Origin of the sequence: Gordoniibacillus kamchatkensis, from assembly GCF_000829455.1 — a bacterium.
GTDB classification, from domain to species: Bacteria; Bacillota; Bacilli; order Paenibacillales; family NBRC-103111; genus Gordoniibacillus; species Gordoniibacillus kamchatkensis.
Genome location: NZ_JXAK01000025.1, coordinates 49106 through 68881, shown reverse-complemented (window position 1 = coordinate 68881; position 19776 = coordinate 49106). Strand labels below are relative to the sequence as shown.

12 protein-coding genes and 2 pseudogenes are annotated in these 19776 nt (G+C 58.1%); 4 read left to right on the top strand and 10 right to left on the bottom strand.

What is annotated here, in order from left to right:
- Positions 1-6 precede the first annotated feature (6 nt).
- Together SD70_RS15370 and SD70_RS15365 are read left to right on the top strand one after the other, a co-directional pair.
- Positions 7-1128: a 2-aminoethylphosphonate aminotransferase gene (locus SD70_RS15370; protein ID WP_041048406.1), complete on the top strand. Its 1122-nt coding sequence runs from the start codon at positions 7-9 to the stop codon at positions 1126-1128.
- Between the two features lie 3 nt (positions 1129-1131).
- Positions 1132-1887: a YheC/YheD family protein gene (locus tag SD70_RS15365; RefSeq protein ID WP_041048405.1), complete on the top strand. Its 756-nt coding sequence runs from the start codon at positions 1132-1134 to the stop codon at positions 1885-1887.
- A gap of 68 nt (positions 1888-1955) precedes the next feature.
- Here SD70_RS15365 and SD70_RS15360 read toward each other — a convergent pair whose 3' ends face one another.
- The 10 genes and pseudogenes from SD70_RS15360 to SD70_RS15320 form a co-directional block, all read right to left on the bottom strand.
- Entirely contained in the window at positions 1956-2972 is a 1017-nt protein-coding gene (locus tag SD70_RS15360; RefSeq protein WP_041048404.1) for an alpha/beta hydrolase family protein, read from the bottom strand.
- Between the two features lie 136 nt (positions 2973-3108).
- Positions 3109-5400, bottom strand: coding sequence for a response regulator (locus tag SD70_RS15355; RefSeq protein ID WP_041048403.1), 2292 nt, complete (start codon positions 5398-5400; stop codon positions 3109-3111).
- An 8-nt stretch (positions 5401-5408) separates the two neighbouring features.
- Positions 5409-6134: an ATP-binding protein gene (locus tag SD70_RS15350; RefSeq protein WP_052487488.1), complete on the bottom strand. Its 726-nt coding sequence runs from the start codon at positions 6132-6134 to the stop codon at positions 5409-5411.
- Between the two features lie 159 nt (positions 6135-6293).
- Positions 6294-7328 (bottom strand): response regulator, encoded by a 1035-nt coding sequence (locus SD70_RS15345; RefSeq protein WP_041048402.1) that lies wholly within the window; start codon positions 7326-7328, stop codon positions 6294-6296.
- 457 nt (positions 7329-7785) lie between these two features.
- A complete protein-coding gene (locus SD70_RS15340; RefSeq protein WP_041048401.1) occupies positions 7786-8175 on the bottom strand; it encodes a PaaI family thioesterase in 390 nt (129 codons plus the stop codon).
- A gap of 96 nt (positions 8176-8271) precedes the next feature.
- Positions 8272-9993 carry a long-chain-fatty-acid--CoA ligase gene (locus tag SD70_RS15335; RefSeq protein WP_052487487.1) on the bottom strand — a complete coding sequence of 574 codons (1722 nt, stop codon included), beginning with the start codon at positions 9991-9993 and terminating at the stop codon, positions 8272-8274.
- A 96-nt stretch (positions 9994-10089) separates the two neighbouring features.
- Entirely contained in the window at positions 10090-11871 is a 1782-nt protein-coding gene (locus SD70_RS38110; RefSeq protein ID WP_041048443.1) for an acyl-CoA dehydrogenase family protein, read from the bottom strand.
- 135 nt (positions 11872-12006) lie between these two features.
- Positions 12007-13158 (bottom strand): annotated as a pseudogene (locus SD70_RS38105) (acetyl-CoA C-acyltransferase); the annotation flags it as partial.
- A gap of 151 nt (positions 13159-13309) precedes the next feature.
- On the bottom strand, positions 13310-15706 hold the full coding sequence (locus SD70_RS15325) for a 3-hydroxyacyl-CoA dehydrogenase/enoyl-CoA hydratase family protein (protein ID WP_041048400.1): 2397 nt from the start codon (positions 15704-15706) through the stop codon (positions 13310-13312).
- A gap of 193 nt (positions 15707-15899) precedes the next feature.
- A pseudogene (locus tag SD70_RS15320) lies at positions 15900-18058 on the bottom strand (heterodisulfide reductase-related iron-sulfur binding cluster).
- Between the two features lie 328 nt (positions 18059-18386).
- Between SD70_RS15320 and SD70_RS15315 the strand changes: the two are divergent.
- The gene (locus SD70_RS15315) at positions 18387-18971 is read left to right on the top strand and encodes a TetR/AcrR family transcriptional regulator (RefSeq protein WP_041048399.1); all 585 of its coding nucleotides are present in this window, start codon (positions 18387-18389) and stop codon (positions 18969-18971) included.
- 29 nt (positions 18972-19000) lie between these two features.
- Complete coding sequence (locus SD70_RS15310) at positions 19001-19771, top strand: electron transfer flavoprotein subunit beta/FixA family protein (protein WP_041048398.1); 771 nt, start codon at positions 19001-19003, stop codon at positions 19769-19771.
- Positions 19772-19776 lie beyond the last annotated feature (5 nt).

Genomic DNA, 19776 nt, shown 5'->3' with positions numbered 1-19776 from the left:
TGCGAGTTGCCCCCCGTGAGACGGAATATTTTGCTCAATCCCGGGCCTGCGACAACAACGGACAGCGTGAAATACGCCCAGGTCGTACCGGATATTTGCCCCCGCGAAAAGGAATTCGGCCAATTAATGGAATACGTCGCCGCGGAATTGACCCGGCTGGTGGCCGATACGGATCGTTATGCCGCCGTTCTGTTCAGCGGTTCCGGCACGGCCGCCGTGGAATCGATCATCAGCTCCGCTGTCGGCGACGATGAGGTCGTCATCATTAATAACGGCGCTTACGGCAAACGAATGTGCGATATAGCCCGGACATACGGCATAAAATTCCGCGAATTTAAAAGCTCGCCCTATGAGGCCGTTAATTTGTCCGACCTGGAGCAGTTTATCCGGACGAGTTCCGACAGCATCTCGCATCTGGCCGTAGTTCATCACGAAACGACAACGGGGCTGTTAAACGACATCGAAGCAATCGGGCAGCTGTGCAGCAAATATCGCATCATCATGATCGTTGACGCCATGAGCTCGTTCGCGGCCGTTCCCATCTCCATGAAATCGATGCATATCGGCTATTTGGCCGCAAGCTCCAACAAAAACCTTCAGGGGATGGCGGGGATCTCCTTTTGCATAGCAAATAAGGAGCTGTTGGAAGATCTTCGTCAGGTGAAGCCAAGGAGTTATTACCTGAATTTATATGACCAGTATGATTATTTTTCATCAAACGGCCAAATGCGCTTCACTCCGCCGGTGCAGACGATATATGCGTTGAAGCAGGCCATCGAAGAATTGCGGCGGGAAGGTGTCGCTCAGCGGTACGAAAGGTACTGCAAGTCATGGGAAACGTTAATCGGCGGCTTGAACATCTTCGGCTTGAAGCACCTGGTGAAGGAAAGCGATCATTCCAAATTGTTGACCACCATCGTTGAGCCCGACTGCGAGCTGTACGACTTTAATGAAATGCACGACTTTTTTTACGAAAGAGGCTTTACGATCTATCCCGGAAAACTCGGTGAGCTCAAAACGTTCAGAATCGCGAATATCGGCGATATAACCAGCAAGGATATAGAAGCGTTTCTGGAGCTGCTGAGGGACTATCTCGTCAGCATAAATTTCCTGAAAAAGGGTGAATGAGCTATGGGTGTTCCTCTCAGACGCGATAAATACAGGAAATATAAAATTTTAAAAAACTCCGGCCTTTTAAGCCAGCACGTCCCGCAAACCGGAAAGCTGTCGAAGAGTTCGTTTTATTCCTATTTGGGTAAATATGGCGATATTATTCTTAAGCCTCTGGAAGGCGGACGCGGGTTCGGAGTGATACGGGTGTCCGCGCCAAGCAAAGATCGGTCGGCATATGAGCTTCATCATGAGAACGAGAAAAAATCGATTAAAGGTAAAGATAAGCTGTACAGCAAAGTTCAAAAAATTGCCGGCAGCCGTTCCTACATGGTGCAGCGTCGCATACCTCTGGCCACGATTAACGGGCGGATGTTCGATTTGCGGGTCATCGTTCAGCGCTTAAGCAAATCCAAGCCATGGAAAGTGACGGGCAAAGCCGTCAAGGTAGCGGGAGAAGGCTACATCGTCACGAATATTGAAAGAAGCAAGGGAACCGTATTGCAGTTGAAAGGGGCTCTGCGGAAATCTTCATTAAACGATAAGTCCGTCTCTTCCCTTGTCTCCAATGTTGAAAAAGTGGCTCTGAGCGCAGCTTCGAGACTTTGCAAATATTTGACGAAGCAACGCATATTCGGGTTCGATATGGGCTTGGACGAAAACGGCAAGGTCTGGATTATTGAAGCGAACGCCAACCCGATGCTGACCCATTTCAAGCAGTTGAAAAATCAAACGATGTATAAGCGAATCATTTATTACAAAAAAAATGCGCAGTAGTAAAACCCAAAAGGGAAAGCGCCAACGCTTAGGTTAGGCGCCTTCCCTTTTGTAACCCTCATCGCCGATCAACCTTCCCAAACGCGTTGAAACCAGTCATAGGCCACTCTGCCGGATATTTCGTGATCGCCCTCGAAAAGATCGAGCTCCAGCTTACGTTCCGCTCCCAAGAGCCGGTACGCTCCGCGCACCTTGTCATGCGCTTCGAGCGCCGCGTGCACCGGGAAGATCGGGTCTTTCGTGCCTGCCTCCAACAGGAGCGGCCTTGGCGCAATGAGGCTCAGCAAATCGGGCATTTCCGCAGCTCGCGACAGCCCCGGCACATAATTGTCGATGCAATGGTGAATGGACAAAATACTCGCTTGGAACGTATTCGCGTATCCGCTCACGACGGCGGCCGAAATTCGCTCGTCAACCGCTGCGGCGAACGAGCAGACGAGCCCCCCGCCGGAAATTCCCATGCAACCGATTCGCCGCGCATCGACGTCTTCCCGCGTTAACAAATAATCGACGCAGCGCATCGTTTCGAACACCCGATATCCTGCCATCGTCTGGCCCATGGCGAGGAAGAACGTGGAAAGCCGGTGGCAGGAGTTCGGATTGCGCGAATCTTCGGCGAGCTTGCGGTCTCCGAAGCCGAGCAGTTCCGGTGCGATAGTCAGATAGCCCCGTCGCGCCAGCTCGGCGGCAAAATTTTTCTGGTAGCCGGCCTCCCCTTCCTTTTTCGTTCCCTCCGGAGTCAGACCTACGATATCTTTGCTCCCGTAGCCGTGGCCGTGGCAGGCGATGACAGCCCCGAGCGGTCCGCCGCTTTGCTTCGGAATCAGCACATATACCGGCATGTACAGCCGGGGATACGTTTGAATTTGGATTCGTTGCCGAATATAATCGCCACAGTCTTCGGATTCCAGCAGCTGCGGCGACAAATCCGGCACCTCCTGCGGAAAACCGCCCAGCAGCTCCACGAACCGTTGCCGCAGCCGTTCCTTCCATAAGTTCCATTCTTGCAGTGAGCTTGCTTGAAAACGTTCCGCCGGCTGTACGCTCGTCATCACATGCCTTACATAATCGTCCGGATTCCACATCAAAGACGCCTCCTCAATGAATTCGCTTACATTCCGGAATTAGTTCGAACCGTTACATGGCTTGATTCGCCGCCATCCGTCACGCCGTAAAAATGCTCCCGCCGCATCGCTGCGCGGCAGGAGCATCACAGACAAACTAGTTGGGCAGCCATTTATGCAAGCTGGCTATCAGTTCGTCCGTATCGGCCGGCTTCGCCAAATAATCGGTTGCGCCGGCAGCGAGACATTTCTCGCGTTCTCCTGGCATCGCCTTGGCGGTCAGCGCGATGACCGGCAGCTCCCGAAATGCCGGCATGCTGCGGATCGCCGCTATCGTTTCGTAGCCGTCCAAGACCGGCATCACGATGTCGACCAGTACCGCGTCAATGTCACGGTTTTCTTGCAGCAGCTGCAGCGCTTCCTTGCCGTTGTCCGCGGGGATGACGGAAACGGCATGGCGTTCGAGCAAGCTCGTAATGGCAAAGACGCTGCGGATATCGTCGTCGATCACGAGCACTTTCCGCCCTCCCTGCGCGCTGCGCACCGGCCGTGCGGGTTGGCTGTCGAAGAGAGACTGCAGCGATGCCCCATCTTTGAGCGGCAAGTACAGGGAAGCTTCGAACGCAAGGTCATGCGGCGAAGCCGCCTTTTTCACGACAAAGCTGCGGGCCAGCGCGTGCAGCCGTTCGTCCTCTGCCTGCGTCCATGGCAGTTCCGTATAAAACAGCAGCGGCACATCGTAGGCTTTCGCGCCGCGCATGATTTCATCCAGCCCGGATGCACTCGCGCCTGCGGTTGCCCAATCGACAACGATGCAGCCGGCTTGAAGCATTCGTACTGTGTCAATGAATTCTGCTTCGGTAACGGTTTCCGTGACCCTAATGTCGAACAGCTCCAGCGCCGATACGATCCGGCGCACCCGCTCCCCGCTTTCGCACCAGACGATGACTCTGCGCTGCGGCCTTACTGCCCTCTCCATCATGTCGTCCACTTTCCTGCTCAGCTCGCCGTCCGCGGCCGGCTTCGTCAAACATTCGACGGCCCCGCGCTGCAGGAAGGACAATCGTTCGGAACCGATCGACATGATCCAGACCGGTATGTTGCGGGTTGCGGCGCTCTGTTTGAGCCGATCGAGAACGACAAGTCCGTTGCCGTCTTCCAAATACGTATCGATCGCGATCGCGGCCGGCCTATAACGGCTTGCAAGCTCGAATGCGCTCTCGCCGCTCAACGTCACGATGCCTTTAAAACCTTTCTTGCGGGCCGCTTGCAGCAGCGTTTCGGCGAACTGCGGATCGTAATCCGCGATCAGCAGCACCCGGTCGTCCGCCGCAATGGCATAGCGGTCATCTTTGACCGGCTCATCGGGCTTGGCGGGATATGCTGCCGGCACGTCCGGCGGCGGCAGCTCCTCATACACCGGCTTAGCGGCGTCCGATTCGAATTTGGACAAACCGAGAATATCGTTGATCATGGCGAGCAAATCGTGGCCGGACTCGTGAATCATTTTCGCATTGCGGACTTGGGTATCGGTCAAGTTGCCTTCCGCGTTTTCCGCGAGCTGCCAGGACAAAATGAGCAGACTGTGCAGAGGAGTGAGCAGCTCGTGCGATATGCCGGGCAAAAACTCCGACTTATGATTGGAGGTGAGCGCGAGCTGCTCCACCTGTTCCTCCAGCAGCCGGACTTTTTGCTCCAGCTCCTCGTTCGTTCTCCTCAATTGCTCGCACTGCTTGCGCAGCTCCTCGGCCATCGGCCCCTCCGTACCGTTGCCCGCCTGCAGCGTGGCCAGCATGTTGCCGATGCTCTCCGCGAGCCGATCGAGGAACTCCAAAGCGGCAGGAGAGAACGCCCGGGACGAGGCGATCTCGATGACGGCGAGCACTTGTCCGCCGGACAGGATCGGAAGCAAAACGATGTTGAGCGGCGCCATCTCGCCCGATCCCGAGCCGATGTTGACATAATCCTCGGGAACGTTCGTCAGCACAATGCGCTGCTTCTCGAGCAGGCATTGTCCGACCAGCCCTTCTCCTCTGCGGAAGCGGTTGGCAAGCGTTTTTCGCACCTGATAGCCATGGCTCGCAATCAGCTTCAGCACCGGCTCTTCCCGCTCCGTCTCGCACACGTAAAACAGGCCGTGCTGCATCGGCACTAGCGCCGCAAGCTCGGACAAAATCAGATTGCACGCCGTGGCCGTGTCCCGCTGCCGCTGCAGCATGTTGCCAAGCCTGACCAGATTCGTCTGCAGCCAGTCCCGTTCGCCGAGCCGCTCAACCGCCGCATGAATCAAGTTCGCCATATGCAAAAATTCCCCCGTCAGCGCGCGGCCATCGAAGACGGTGGGAATATGAGCCGAAACCGCGGCGCTCGCGGCCGAATCGATCTTGGCGTTAATGAGCAGTTGCTGCAAATCCGCGCGACCGGCTGCAGTATGGATGTGTTCCGCCATAGCCTGTGCTAGCCTCCCAAATTTGTAGATTCGTCCCGTCTTTGCGGGAAGCGGATCGTAAACGTAGTTCCCCCTTTGCCTGTGCGGACGTCGATCATCGCCTTGTGGCGGTTGGCGATGCTGTAGCATACAGCAAGCCCGAGCCCCGTGCCGCTGTCTTTCGTCGTGAAGAACGGCGTGCCGATCTTGTCCAAAATATCGTCGGGTATGCCGGAGCCTTGATCGATAATTTCCAAAACGCCCGCGTTCGGTTCGGCGTACGTGCGCAGCGTCACGACACCGCCGGGCTCCATGGCGTCCAGGCCGTTGTTCACCATATTCAGAACGAGCTGCCGGATTTCTTTCTCGTCCAGCATGAGCTCCGGGCAGTCGCCCAGCTCCAGCTCCACCCGCTTGTCCATCAGCACCGCTTCCGCCTCCATCAGCGGGAACAAGTACTCGATAATGCCGTTGAGCTGCTGCGGCTTTTGGTTGCTGTACGTATTTTTGGCGAGCGACAAAAATTCGGTAATAATCGCGTTCGCGCGGTCGAGCTCTTGAATCATAATGTCGGCAAACTCGCGATTTACACCGGTTTTGGACAGCTGCAGGAAGCCCCGCACCGTCGTCATCGGATTGCGGATTTCGTGAGCGATTCCGGCGGCCATCTCGCCGATCAGGTTGAGCTGGCCGAGTCTCGCTATTTGTTTGTCCATCCGGACGCGTTCGGTAATGTCGTTAATGACGCACAGCACATGCTTCTCCTCGTGAATGACGAGTATCCGTAGATAGCAAGCCGCTTCGTTTATCGCCGCTCCTGGTCTTGTAGACGATTTTGCGGTTGACGGCGGGGTTTCCTTGCACGGTGGTCCACCACGCCTCTTCCGCCTGCTCCCCGTCCGCCTCAATGCCCATCATTTGCAAGGAGCAGCCGCGCAATTGCTCCAAACTGTAGCCGGTATACCGGACCCAGCTTCATTTACGTCGAGGAAGCTTCCGTCGGGACGGCACAGCGCCATAAGGCTGGGGCTCGAATTGAAAATTTGGCGAAAATATTGCTGCGACCGCTGCAGCTCCAGCTCCATCCGCTTGCGGGCCGTTACCTCGCTGAAATAGATCGAAAGCCCGCTCCCCGAAGGGTAAGCGCGAATTTCGAACCACATTTTCTCATCTTCGCTGCAGCATTCGACATGAACGGGAATTTGCTCGGCCGCAGCTTGGCGAAACGCGCGATAAACGTCCTCGGGTTTTTGCAAATGGGTCGGAACGGTCCACAAGAGACGGCCGACAAGCTCCGCACGGCTCATACCGAGCCTCCGTTCGGCTTCCCGATTCGCATAGGTGAAACGCCAATCGCGGTCAACGGCGACGAAAGCGTCGGCAATGCTTTCCAATATCGTAATTGTTTGCCCATATGACACGTCGGCGGGAAGAGCAGACATCGGGGATAAGGAAGAAGGCTCACTTGCAGAGGTTGTCGGCATTTGTCCGGTTTCAAATGCGCCTTTTTGCTTCAGCCCTCTCTGCCGCCATAGCTGGCGGCGGGTTTGATGAAGCTTGACAAAGCGGTCGATCTTCTGTTTAAGCGTCTGTGGCGAGAACGGCTTGACGATATAATCGATGGCGCCGGCGGACGGCCCTTGAAACGATTCTCCGTGCGTGCTATCGAACGCGGTCATGAAAATGATCGGGATTTGCATGGAAACTTCCCGCATTTTGATCAGCCTTGCCGTTTCGAAGCCGTTCATGCCCGGCATTTGCACATCCAGCAAAATAACGGCGAACTCGTGCTTCAAAATCAGCTTAAGCGCTTCTTCTCCCGAGAAGGCGGTCATCAGACGATATTGATCCGAACGCAATGCGGATTCAAGCGCAACCAAATGATCCGCACGATCGTCGACGAGAAGAATATTAATGCGTTCGTTATCCATGCTGTCCCGTCTTTCCATCAGGCCACACGTCACCTTCTGATTATTCAAAATCACAATCAACATAACATACTTTCGGGCTTCTTGAAAGACAAAAAAACCGCTTAGTGAAGCGGTTTTCCTAAAATTAATTTGCAAATAGGACCACGTAAAAATTGCATTTATCGAACTTTGTTTTTTGATGTCGAATATATGACTTTCTGCAAATATTATGTCAATTTTTAGTCGACTTCTGCAAGGTGTATATAGAGCAATCGTCCTGCGACTTCAGAACCTGCATTTTTGGTTAATCGATAAAAGGGACTTCACTCGGGTCGGATATGGGGTTCCGGTTCCGTTAAACTCGTGTTCCCGGATTCGGACTGGGCGGAGGGAACACGAGTTTAAAAGATCCCCCATATCCCACCTTCCGTTACGCCTTTGGATAACATACAATTATACCCTAACGTACCGCATTCTTCGTTTCATCTCACTCCCACTAGATCACCCTAAAGCTTCCCGTGCCCATCGCCGTGAGCTGGCCGCCGTCGCCATGAATCGAACCGGTGCAAGTAATCATCCGCCGCGACTGATGGACGACCTCGGCTGTCACCAGCAAGGTGCCTTCACGAAGCGAGGAGACGAAATGGACGTTCAAATTCGTTGTTACCGCTTTTTCTTCCGGGCGGGCCAGCATGACGGCTAGCCCCATGGCATTGTCGAGCAACGACGACAGTACGCCGCCGTGAATAATGCCGAGCAAGTTGAGATGGTGCGGCTTCACGTCAAGGCTGATGACAATGCGTCCCGCTCGTTCGTCGGCACTCACGATGCGGCAGCCCAGATAACCCCAGAACGTCTGCTCGGCGGCCGCGCTTAAGCGGTTCATGCGCTCTTCCCACTCTGCGCCCGCGAACCGGCTCCGCCGGCTGCTGCTTCTCCCATCGGATCCGTCATCGTCGTCCCTCCCTTCGATGCCGCTCTGTTATTTATCCCCTTGTTTGTTGCTATCGCCCTTCGCTTCGCCGGCGGCGCTCGCTCCGCGCAGCAGCTCCTCCTCCAGCAGCTGGCGGCGCAGCACTTTGCCGACGAGCGTCTTGGGAAGAGCGGCGCGGAACTCGAACTTGCGCGGCACTTTATAGGCGGCAAGCCGCTCCCGGCAAAACGTCTCGAGCTCCGCGGCGGTTACGCTCGCCCCGTCCTTGACGACGACGAACGCCTTGACCGTCTCGCCGCGGTATTGATCGGGCACGCCGGCCACGGCCGCCTCTTTCACTGCCGGATGCTCGAACAGCACTTCTTCGATCTCGCGCGGGTAAATGTTGTACCCGCTGGCGATAATCATGTCCTTTTTCCGGTCGACAATTTCAAAAAAGCCGTCTTCGTCCATACGCGCCATATCTCCGGTATGCAGCCAGCCGTCCCGCAGCACTTTAGCCGTCTCGTCGGGGCGGTTCCAGTAGCCCTTCATCACTTGCGGTCCGCTAACGGCAAGCTCGCCGATTTCCCCGGCCGGCAGCTCTTCGCCCGTCTCCGGATCGACGATGCGCGCGTCCGTATCCGGCAGCGGTATGCCGATGCCGGCCTTCCGTTTCTCCCATATATTGTTCGCGTGCGTTACGGGGGAAGCTTCCGTCAGCCCGTATCCTTCGATTAGCCGGCCGCCGGTCACGTCTTCGAATTTCAGCTGCACTTCGCGGGGCAGCGGCGCCGAGCCGCTAATGCAGGCCCGAATCGAGGACAAATCGTATTTTCCGATGTCGGGGTAGTTCAGGAGCGCTACGTACATCGTCGGCGCGCCGGGAAACAGCGTCGGCCGCTTCCTCGCGATCAGCTCCAGCACCGGCTTCGTTTCGAAGCGGGGAAGCAGCAGCATTTCCGCCGCCCGATATACCGCCTGCAGCATGACGACGCTAAGCCCGAATACGTGGAAAAACGGCAAAGCGGCCAAAAACCGCTCTTCCCCGTCCACGCATTTATAAGCCCAAGTCACGTTCTGGATCGTGTTCGCGATCAAGTTCGCATGCGTCAGCATAACACCTTTGGAAATGCCGGTCGTACCGCCCGTATATTGCAGTAATGCAAGATCCTCATGTGGATCGACGGGTTCAAGCTCATGGACGGCCGAAGGAGTTGCCATAAGCCGCCGCCACGATAGCACTTCGCTATTGAAGGAGACGCCGAGGCTCACGCCGTCCTTTTTCATTTTGATCGGGTACAGGAAGTTTTTCGGGAACGGCAAGTAGTCTTTGAGCGACGTGACGATCACGTATTCCAGCTTCGTACGGCGCATGACGCCGGCAATTCGATTATGCAGCAAATCGAGCGTGACGATCGCCTTCGCGCCCGAATCGGCGAGCTGATGCTCGAGCTCTCTTTCCATATAGAGCGGATTCGTCATGACGACGACCGCTCCGGCCATCAGCGCGCCGAAGCAGGCAATCACCATTTGCGGGCAGTTGGGCAGCATGAGCGCCACCCGGTCCCCTTTGCGCACGCCGAGCGAGCGCAGCACAGCGGCGAACTGCGCCGCTTCTTGCGCCGTCCGCGCGTAGCTCATCGTTTTTCCCATGAAATATAGCGCCGGCCGCTTCGGATACCGCCGGGCGGAAGCGAGCAGCATCGAGGCTACGTTCATCTCCGGGTAATTGCCCGTCGGTGCTACCTCTTCGGGATAATGTCGAAGCCAAGGTTTAGCGGTTGCCATCACCTTACCATCCCTTTCCGAAGGTTGTTATGCCGCGCGTGCCGACTAGGCGTTAAGCTGGCTGAGAGCCCCCCTGCAGAATGCCCGCCGTTGCGCCTAGACGATATACTTCTCCCCCTTAATGACGCGGGCGGCGATGCGGCGCTTGACCGCGACCGTATCGACCGGATTTTGCCGGGTGAGCTTCTTCAGCACGGACAGCTGGGTGCGCAGTGTATCGCCGCTCTCCATCGCTGCAAGCGCTTCCTTGGCACGCGATTCCACGATATCGAAAGCTTGGCGGACGAAAACTTGCGTCATGTCAATCGCGTTCGCAGCCTTGCTTTCCCCCGCTTCGGCGAGCAGCTTGCGGGTGCGAAGCAGCGCGCTCTCGGCGGCAAACACCTGAATCATGATGTCGGCGAGGCCCGCGAGCACTTCCTGCTCTTTTTCGAGGTCCAATTGATATTTTTGTACGGCGATGCCGCCGACCATGAGGAATATGTTTTTGGCCATGGCGATCAGGTGCGCTTCTTCGGCGAGGACTCCGTCAAAAACTTGGCCGGGCATAAGCGACAGCAGCTCGCTTTGCAGCGCTTGGGCTTTTTGCAGCAAAGGAAGCTCGCCCTTCAACGCTTTTTTCAGCAGCGTGCCGGGAATGAGGAGGCGGTTGATTTCGTTCGTCCCTTCGAAAATGCGGTTGATGCGCGCGTCGCGGTAAATGCGCTCGATTTTGTACTCCTGAATGTAGCCGTAGCCGCCGTGAATTTGCACTCCTTCGTCGACGACAAAGCTGAGCGCCTCGGAGGCGAACACCTTGTTGATCGAGCACTCCAGCGCGTATTCGGCGATCGCTTTGGCCGCTTTGGCGCCGGAGTCCGGGGCGCTATAGTCGAGATCCTGCAGCGCTTCGTCGAACAAGCCGGCCGTGCGGTATACCATGCTTTCCATCACATACGTCATCATATTCATTTCCGCCAGCTTTTTGCCGATCAGCGGAAATTTGGCGATCGGCGTATTGAACTGCTGGCGCGTTCCCGCGTATTTCGCTGCCAGCCCGATCGCTTCCTTGCCGGCGCCGACGCAGCCTGCGGCTAGCTTGAAGCGGCCGATGTTGAGGATGTTGAAGGCGATCAGATGGCCTTTGCCGATTTCGCCGAGCAAGTTTTCGGCCGGGACGTGCACGTCTTCGAAAAAGAGCGGGCGCGTCGACGAGCCTTTTATGCCCATTTTCTTCTCCTCCGGGCCGAGGGTGAAGCCGGGTAGTCCTTTTTCAACGATGAACGCCGAGAAATCGGTGCCGTTCACCTTGGCGTACACGATGAAAATATCGGCGAAGCCGGCGTTCGTGATGTACAGCTTGGAGCCGTTAAGAATGTAATGTTTGCCGTCTTCGCTGAGCCGGGCCGTCGTCTTCGCGCCGAGGGCGTCGGAGCCGGAAGTCGGCTCGGTCAGGCAATAAGCTGCGATCAGCTCGCCGGTCGCCAGCTTTGGCAAATAGGTTTGCTTCTGCTCCGGCGTGCCGAAAAACACGATCGGCAGCGTGCCGATGCCGACGTGGGCGCCGATCGACAAGGCGAACGAAGAGCCTTTCGCCAGCGTTTCGCTGATGATCGTCGAGCTGACTTTGTCCAGCCCGAGGCCTCCGAATTGCTCCGGCACGTCCGCGCCCAGCAGGCCGAGCTCGCCGGCTTTGCGCATCAGCTTCAAGGTCAAATCGTAGTCGAGCTTCTCGATGTGTTCGTCGTGAGGCACGACTTCGCCTTCGATGAAATCGCGGGTCACACTGCCGATCATGCGCTGCTCTTCGCTAAAATGCTCCGGCGTGGCGACGCGGGCGGGGTCGAGGTCGCCAATCATGAAGCTGCCGCCGATAATTTTGCCGTGCGTTGTCGTCATAGGGATTCGCTCCTTTATAGGATATGGTTGCACCCGGACAAGTTGTTGACCGATGTTCAATTCCGGACGCGGCGCGCTGGAAGTTGAAGCTTCGCTGAACCGTTTACGCCCCGTGCACTTCGAACACGCCGCTGCACCCATGCCGCCGCCGATGCACATCGAGACGACGCCGTAGCCGCCGCCCCTTCGGCGCAGCTCGTAAATCAGGCTAGCCGTCAGCTTGGCCCCGGTGCAGCCGAGCGGGTGGCCGAGCGCGATCGCGCCCCCATTCACGTTCACTTTGCCTTCATCGAGTCCGAGCTCGCGAATAATGTGCACGCACTGCGAAGCGAACGCTTCGTTGATTTCGTACAAATCGACCTGGTCTTGCGTAATTCCCGCCATTTTGAGCGCTTTCGGAATCGCCTTTACCGGACCGACGCCCATAATTTCCGGCTCGACGCCGGCCAGCGCGAACGAACGGAACGTCGCGAGCGGCGCAAGCCCGAGCGCCTCGGCGCGCTCCCGGTTCATGACGACCGCCGCTGCGGCGCCATCGCTCATCTGCGACGCGTTGCCTGCCGTCACCGTGCCGCCGAGCGCGAACGACGGTTTCAGCCCGGCGAGCACTTCCGGCGTCGTTTCGGCGCGGACGCCCTCGTCCGTGTCGAATACGACCTGCTTCGTCCACTTTTTGCCGCTGTCGTCTACGCCGCGCACGCTCGTCGCCACCGGCACGATTTCGTCGCGGAATTTGCCGGCCGCGATCGCGGCTGCCGCTTTGCGATGGCTGTCAGCAGCGAACCGGTCCTGGTCCTCGCGCGAAACGCCGAAGCGTTTCGCCACTTCTTCCGCCGTATGGCCCATCGTCACGTATATTTCCGGCATTTCGTTTACAATGCCCGGATGCGGCGACAGCTTGAATCCTGTCATCGGGACGTGGCTCATGCTCTCGACGCCGCCGCCGATGACGACGTCCGCCTGCCCCAGCATGACGCGCTCAGCGGCGAAAGCGATCGCCTGGAGGCCTGACGAGCAAAAGCGGTTGATCGTAATCGCCGGAACCGTCACCGGGAAGCCGGCGTACAGCGACATCGTGCGGGCGAAGTTAAGTCCCTGCTCGCCTTCCGGCATGGCGCAGCCGATAATGACATCCTCGACGTCCTCCTTGCCGAGCCCGGGCGCGCGTTCGATCGCCGCATTCAGCACGGTGCGGCCAAGGTCTTCCGCTCTCGTCTGCGCTAGGCTGCCTTTCTTCGCTTTGCCGACAGCCGTACGCGCGATGGAAACAATGACTGCTTCTCTCATCTCGTTCACCTCGGTTCGTACTCCCCAAAAAGTGAAGCCAAGCTTCGTAGCGTACGCCGATTACTTTTCGGGGGCGCCAAAACTTCCCCCCCGAAAAGTAAGGCTAGGCTCTGTAGCATATGCAGCTCACTTTTCAGGGGCCTTTTACAAGTTAGTTGCGAAGCGGCTTGCCTGTTGCCAGCATATGCTGCATGCGCTGCTGCGTCTTCGGCTCGCCGCACAGGCTGAGGAACGCCTCGCGCTCGAGATCGAGCATATATTGCTCGGTGACGAGCGTTCCTTCCGGCACGTCGCCGCCCGACAGCACATGCGCCAGCTTGCTGGCGATCAAAAAGTCATGGTCGCTAATGTAGCCGCCACGCTTCATCGTATACGCCGCCATCTGCAGCACCGCTTTGCCGGTGTCGCCGACGACGCGGAACTTCTCCTCCGCCGGCTTAACATAGCCTGCCGCATCCATGTCCAGCACTTGGCGCTTCGCTTCGTATACCCGGAAGTCCGGATTGACGACGACGGAATCGGCTTCGCGCATATAACCTAAACGCGCAGCATCGTGGCCGCTGGTCGAAGTCTTCGCCATGGCGATCGTCTCGAACACTTTGTTCATCAAAGGCTGCAGATCCGCATCGGGAACTCCGGCGAGCAGCTTGCTTTGCCGCAATGCCATCTCTTTGCAGCCGCCGCCGGCCGGGATAAGGCCGACGCCGGTCTCGACGAGGCCGAAATACGTTTCCGCCGAAAACACAATCCGGTCGGCCGGGAGGCACGCTTCCACCCCGCCGCCGAGCGTCATGCTGTGCGGAGCGGCGACGACAGGCTTTTCCAGAGACTTCAGCAGCATCATCGAGCTTTGGAACTGGCGGATCATGAAATCGATGGTATCCCATTCCTCGTCCTGCGCTTCCATCAGCATAAGCATCAAGTTCGCGCCGACGCAGAAATGGCGCCCCTCGCCTGCGATCACCATACCGCGCCAGTTGCGGCGCACCTCGTCGACGCTCTGCTGAATCATGGCGAGAATGTCGGAGCCGATCGCGTTGTTCGGCGAATGGAATTCCAGGCATACGACACCGTCGCCGATGTCGATCAGGCTTGCGCCCGGGTTCGTTTTCACGACTTTGCCCTGCTCCTTCAGCGCTTTGAGCGAGATGCGCTCAGGCCTCGTCTCCTGAGCGGCAAAGGAACCGCCGCTGGCATAGAAGATTGCGCCTTCCGCCCGCCGGTAAAACGTCCCGTTGCCCGCCGCTAGCCACTCCTTCACCCAGGCTGGGACCGTAAGCCCTTCGTTTTCCATCCGCTGCACGGAGCGCGCCACGCCGATCAAATCCCACGTTTCGAACGGCCCGAATTCCCAGTTGAAGCCCCATTTCATCGCGTTGTCGATATCGGCGATCGATTCGGCGATGTCGCCGAGCCGCTCGGCCGAGTACACGAGCACCCGCTTCAGCACGTTCCACGCCAACTCGGAATAACGGTCGCCGGCAGCCAGCAGCGCTTTCAGCTTCTCGCCTGCGCCCTTGGCCGCCTTTGCGGCTTCGATCGCTGCGCCGCTCACTTTGCGGCTCGGGGCGTATTCCATCGTCGCGAGGTTTAGCGCCTGAATTTCGCTGCCGCCGGGACCTTTTATTTTTTTGTAAAAGCCTTGCCCTTTCTTCTCGCCGATCCAGCCGCGCGCCACCATGCCGCGCAGCAGCTCCGGCACTTCGAACGCGGCGCGCTCCGCCTCGCCAGTCACGTTGTCGTACACGTTTTGCGCCACATGCACGAACGTGTCGAGGCCGACGAGGTCGAGGGTGCGGAACGTCGCGCTTTTCGGCCGGCCCATCGCCGGACCGGTAACGGCGTCGACTTCTTCGACCGTGTATCCTTTCGCCGCCATTTCCTGCAGCGTGACGAGCAGCCCGTACGTGCCGATCCGGTTGGCGATGAAGTTCGGCGTATCTTTGGCGACGACGACGCCTTTTCCCAGCGTCTTCTCGCCGAAGCGCACCATGCTCGCCACAATCGCCGGATCGGTGTCCCGGCCCGGTATGATCTCGAGCAGCTTCATATAGCGCGGCGGGTTAAAAAAATGCGTCCCCAGAACATGTTTCCGCAGCTCCGGACCGCACCCTGCGGCCATCGCGTTAATGGAAATGCCCGACGTATTCGAAGAGACGACTGTTCCCGGTTTCCATACGGTTTCGATGCGCTGCAGGAGAGCTTGCTTTACGGCGGCATTTTCGACGACGGCTTCGATGATCCAGTCGACTTCGGCCAGCCGGCCGAAATGATCGTCCAGATTGCCGGGCGTAATTCGCTGCGCAAAAGCTTCGCTGTACAGCGGCGCCGGATTCGTCGTCTTCAGTTTGGCGATCGCGTTTGCCGCGAGGCGGTTGCGCACGTTCGGGTGCTGCAGCGTCACGCCCGCCTTCTCCTCTTCGGGGGAAAGCGAGTCCGGTACCATATCAAGCAGCAGGCACCTTATGCCTACGTTGGCGAGATGGGCGGCGATCGCCGAACCCATTACGCCGGAGCCGATTACGGCGGCGGTGCGAATCGTGGTCATGAGGAACGTCCTCCTTATCTGGGCTTTTCGTTATCGTTCGGCGAACCGGTTCGGAGCGGCTTCATGCTGGGTCGGCCGGCCGGCCGGAACGGCTATGAACCTTGGGGCTGGGCCTGGTCAGGGGCGGTTTGCGCCGAAAAACGTTTCGGATAAAGATGCCTTTGGTATTGACAGCCCCCCCGGTAAAGAGTGGCTAGACACCGAAGACGGATTGTTCAAGCAGCTCGGCGACATCGCGGGCTTTCACTTGCGTCTCGACTTCCTTCAGCTTTGTGCCGTCTTCCATCATCGTGAGGCAGTACGGACATGCCGAGGAGATGACGGTCGGCTTCACGGCGAGCGCCTGCTCGGTGCGGGCGAGATTGACGCGCTTGCCGGCCGTCTCCTCCATCCACATCATGCCGCCGCCGGCGCCGCAGCACATCCCGTTGTCGCGGGAGCGCTCCATCTCCACCAGCTCTGCGCCAGGGATGGCGCGCAGGACATCGCGGGGCTGGTCGTAAACGCCGTTGTACCTGCCGAGGTAGCAGGAGTCGTGATACGTAATTCGTTCGCGCACTTCATGGACGGGCTTGAGGCGCCCTTCTTTGACGAGCCGGGCGAGCAGTTCGGTGTGATGCAGCACTTCCGCTTCGAGGCCGAACTCCGGGTATTCGTTTTTTAGCGTGTTATACGTATGCGGGCATGCCGTAACGATGCGCTTTACCCGATACTTCTCGAACGTCGCGATGTTTTCGCCGGCCAGCTGCTGGAACAAAAATTCGTTGCCTAGGCGGCGCGGCGTATCGCCGGAGTTTTTCTCCTCATTGCCGAGAATGGCGAAGTTTACGCCCGCTTCGTTCAATAGCCGCACGAACGCGCGCGTCACTTTGCGCGAGCGGTTGTCGTACGAACCCATCGAGCCGACAAATAACAAGTATTCGAAGTCCGGGTTCTCCTTCACCGTCGGCACCTTCAGCCCGCCAGCCTCGGCAGCTTCGCTCACCCATTTGGTGCGGTCGCTTCTGGAAATGCCCCACGGATTGCCTTGCCGCTCGATGTTTTGCAGCGCTCTCTGCCCGCCCGGTGGCATGCTGCCTTGCGTCAGCACGAGATAGCGGCGCATGTCGACGATTTTGTCGACGTGTTCGTTGCCGACCGGGCACTGGTCCTCGCAGTTGCGGCACGTCGTGCACGACCACAGCTCATCCTCCGTCATCACCTCGCCGACAAGCTCGACTTCGGTCGCCGGTTTGGCGGCGATCGTCCACGCCAGCTTTTGCGCCTGCAGCGTCGGGCCGATGTCGGTGACACCTACGCCGCGCCAAGCGCCAAGCGGCTCGCTCAGCTCCACAGCCGTATGCGCCGACGGCATCCCGCCGCTGCCACCGAACGCGAAGGCCGGCACCCACGGGGATTTGGATGTGATCGCCGCCCCCTTCTCCGTCAAATGATCGCGGAGCTTCGTGATCAGATGCATCGGCGACAGCATTTTGCCGGTGTTTGCGGCCGGACACACGTTCGTGCAGCGCCCGCATTCGACGCAGGCGTACAGGTCGAGCAGCTGCTTCTGCGTGAAATCCTCGATTTTGCCGGCGCCGAAGCTGTCCGCGTTTTCGTCCTCGAGATCGAGCTTGCGCAGCCGGCCGTGCGGTTCCGTGCGCTTCAGCAAAATGTTGAGCGGAGCCGTAATGATGTGAAAATGTTTCGATTGCGGCACGTACACCGCGAACGCCAGCAAAATGAGAAGATGGCACCACCACGCGACGAGAAAGCCAACCGCGGCCGCCGTCTCGCCCATGCCGCCAAATGCCGAGGCCAGCAGTGACGATACCGGAGCGAGAGGCGATGCCGGCGAGCGTCCCGCACCCGCTCGAAAGCGATCGCAACCAGCACGGACAGCATCAAGCCCCAGATGAACAAGACGACGACGCTCGGCTTCCAGCCGCGCTTTAGCCGCTTCAGCTTCTCGCCGTAACGGCGGTACGTCGCGTAAGCCATCGCCAGCAGCACGAGCGTAACGGCGATTTCCTGCGACAGCCCGAACCAGGCGTACCCCGGCAGCGGCAAGCCGCGGCCGATTAGTCCTTTCAGGATCAGGTCGAGCGCGCCGAACTGGACGATAATGAAGCCGTAAAAAATGACGATATGCATGATGCCGCTTTTTTTGTCCTTGAGCAGCTTCGTCTGCCCGAACACCTGCACGAGAAACGTTCGCAGCCGGTCCCGCGCCTCCTTTTTCAAGTCGGCCTGCTTGCCGAGCTTCACGTACAAGCAGCGGCGATAGACGGCTTGCCAGAACAAATAAGCGCCGCAGCCGACTGCGGCCAAAAACAGTACGAATTGAATCGCCTGACCTGCCACGTGCCCCATCTCCTTCAAGTTGCGTTCATGGTCGCGAATGAAGTCCGACGCGCGACCGGCCGTTTGCGCCGCGGTCGGGACAAGCTTTTGAAGCGCTTACAAAACGGCTTTTCATAGTTTCCGCCTGGTTGCCCTGCATTGCCGCTTTAGTTGACGTCTCTGCAGCCATCTACTCTCTCCTATGCCCGCCTTGCCGAAATCATGTTAGTCGCTTCGTTCCCGCTGCCGCTGTCAAACCTGGCATTGACATCGCGAAGGCTGTGGCCTATGATAGAGCTAAGAAAAATGAATGAGTATTCATTCACTTGTAACCGTATTCTACACCGGGGTGATCGCTTTGACAAGTAGAAAAAATGAAAAATACGAAGCCATTCTCGAAGGAGCTCTGCAAGTGTTTGCGGAGCACGGATTTCACCGCAGCCAGGTGTCGAAAATCGCCCGCGCAGCCGGCGTCGCCGACGGCACGATCTACCTGTATTTCAAGCGCAAGGAAGATATTTTGATCGAACTGTTCCGAAGCAAGCTCGGCGAACTGATCGAGAAATTCACTTCCGGCATCGAAAACGTTACCGACGCCCGCGAAGCGCTGCGCCGCGTCTGCACGATTCACTACAGCGAGCTGGAGGCGAACGTCGCTCTCGCCTATGTGACCCAGATCGAGCTGCGCCAAAGCGATCTGGAGCTGCGCAAAGAAATTGGAGAAGCCGTCAAGCCATATATTAAATTGATCGAGGATTTGCTGCTGAAAGGCATCGAACAGAACGTGTTCCGGGCCGATCTCGACGTCAAGCTGACACGGCTGCTGCTGTTCGGCGCCATGGACGAGGTCGTGACCTCGTGGCTCATTTCCGGGCGTAAATATTCGCTTTCGGCGCAAGTTGACAGCACGTTGAAATTTTTTCTGCAAGGCATCGGCAACTAACCACTTCTTCATAAAGGGAGCTGGAACGTATGGACATTATCGTGCTCGTGAAGCAGACGTTCGATACGGAGGAGAAAATCGTCCTTCAGGACGGTGCCGTGTCCGAAGACGGTGTCAAGTTCGTTGTGAACCCTTATGACGAATATGCCATCGAGCAAGCGATCCAAATTCGCGACGAACTTGGCGGCAAAGTGACGGTCGTGTCCGTCGGTCCGGAACGGGCGGCGGAGGCGCTGCGCACGGCGCTTGCCATGGGCGCCGACGAGGCGGTGCTCATCAGTGACGACAGTCTTGCGGCCGCAGACGAGTCGGCCATCTCGCGCGTGCTCGCCGCATATGCCGGGCAGCGGAGCTACGACCTCATCTTGGGAGGCAACTTCTCCGTCGACAACGGTGCCGGCCAAGTGGCGGTCCGGCTTGCGCAGCTGCTCGGCATTCCGCACGTATCGTCGGTTACGAAGCTGGAGCTCAGCGGCGGCTCGGCGACTGCGCATCGCGACGCGGAAGGCGACGTCGAAATCGTCGAAACGCCGCTCCCCGCCCTGTTCACCGCCCAGCAAGGGTTGAACGAGCCGCGCTACCCATCGCTGCAGGGCATTATGAAAGCGAAGAAAAAGCCGTTTGCGCAGCTAGCGTTAAGCGATCTTGGGCTTTCCGGCGCCGACGTGCAGCCTGCGGTAAGCCGCGTTTCCCTGTCTCTGCCGCCGCAGCGCCTGTCGGGCAAAGTGCTGAAGGGCGACATCGCGTCCCAGGCAACGGAGCTCGTGCAGCTGCTGCGCAGCGAAGCGAAAGTCATTTAAGAGGA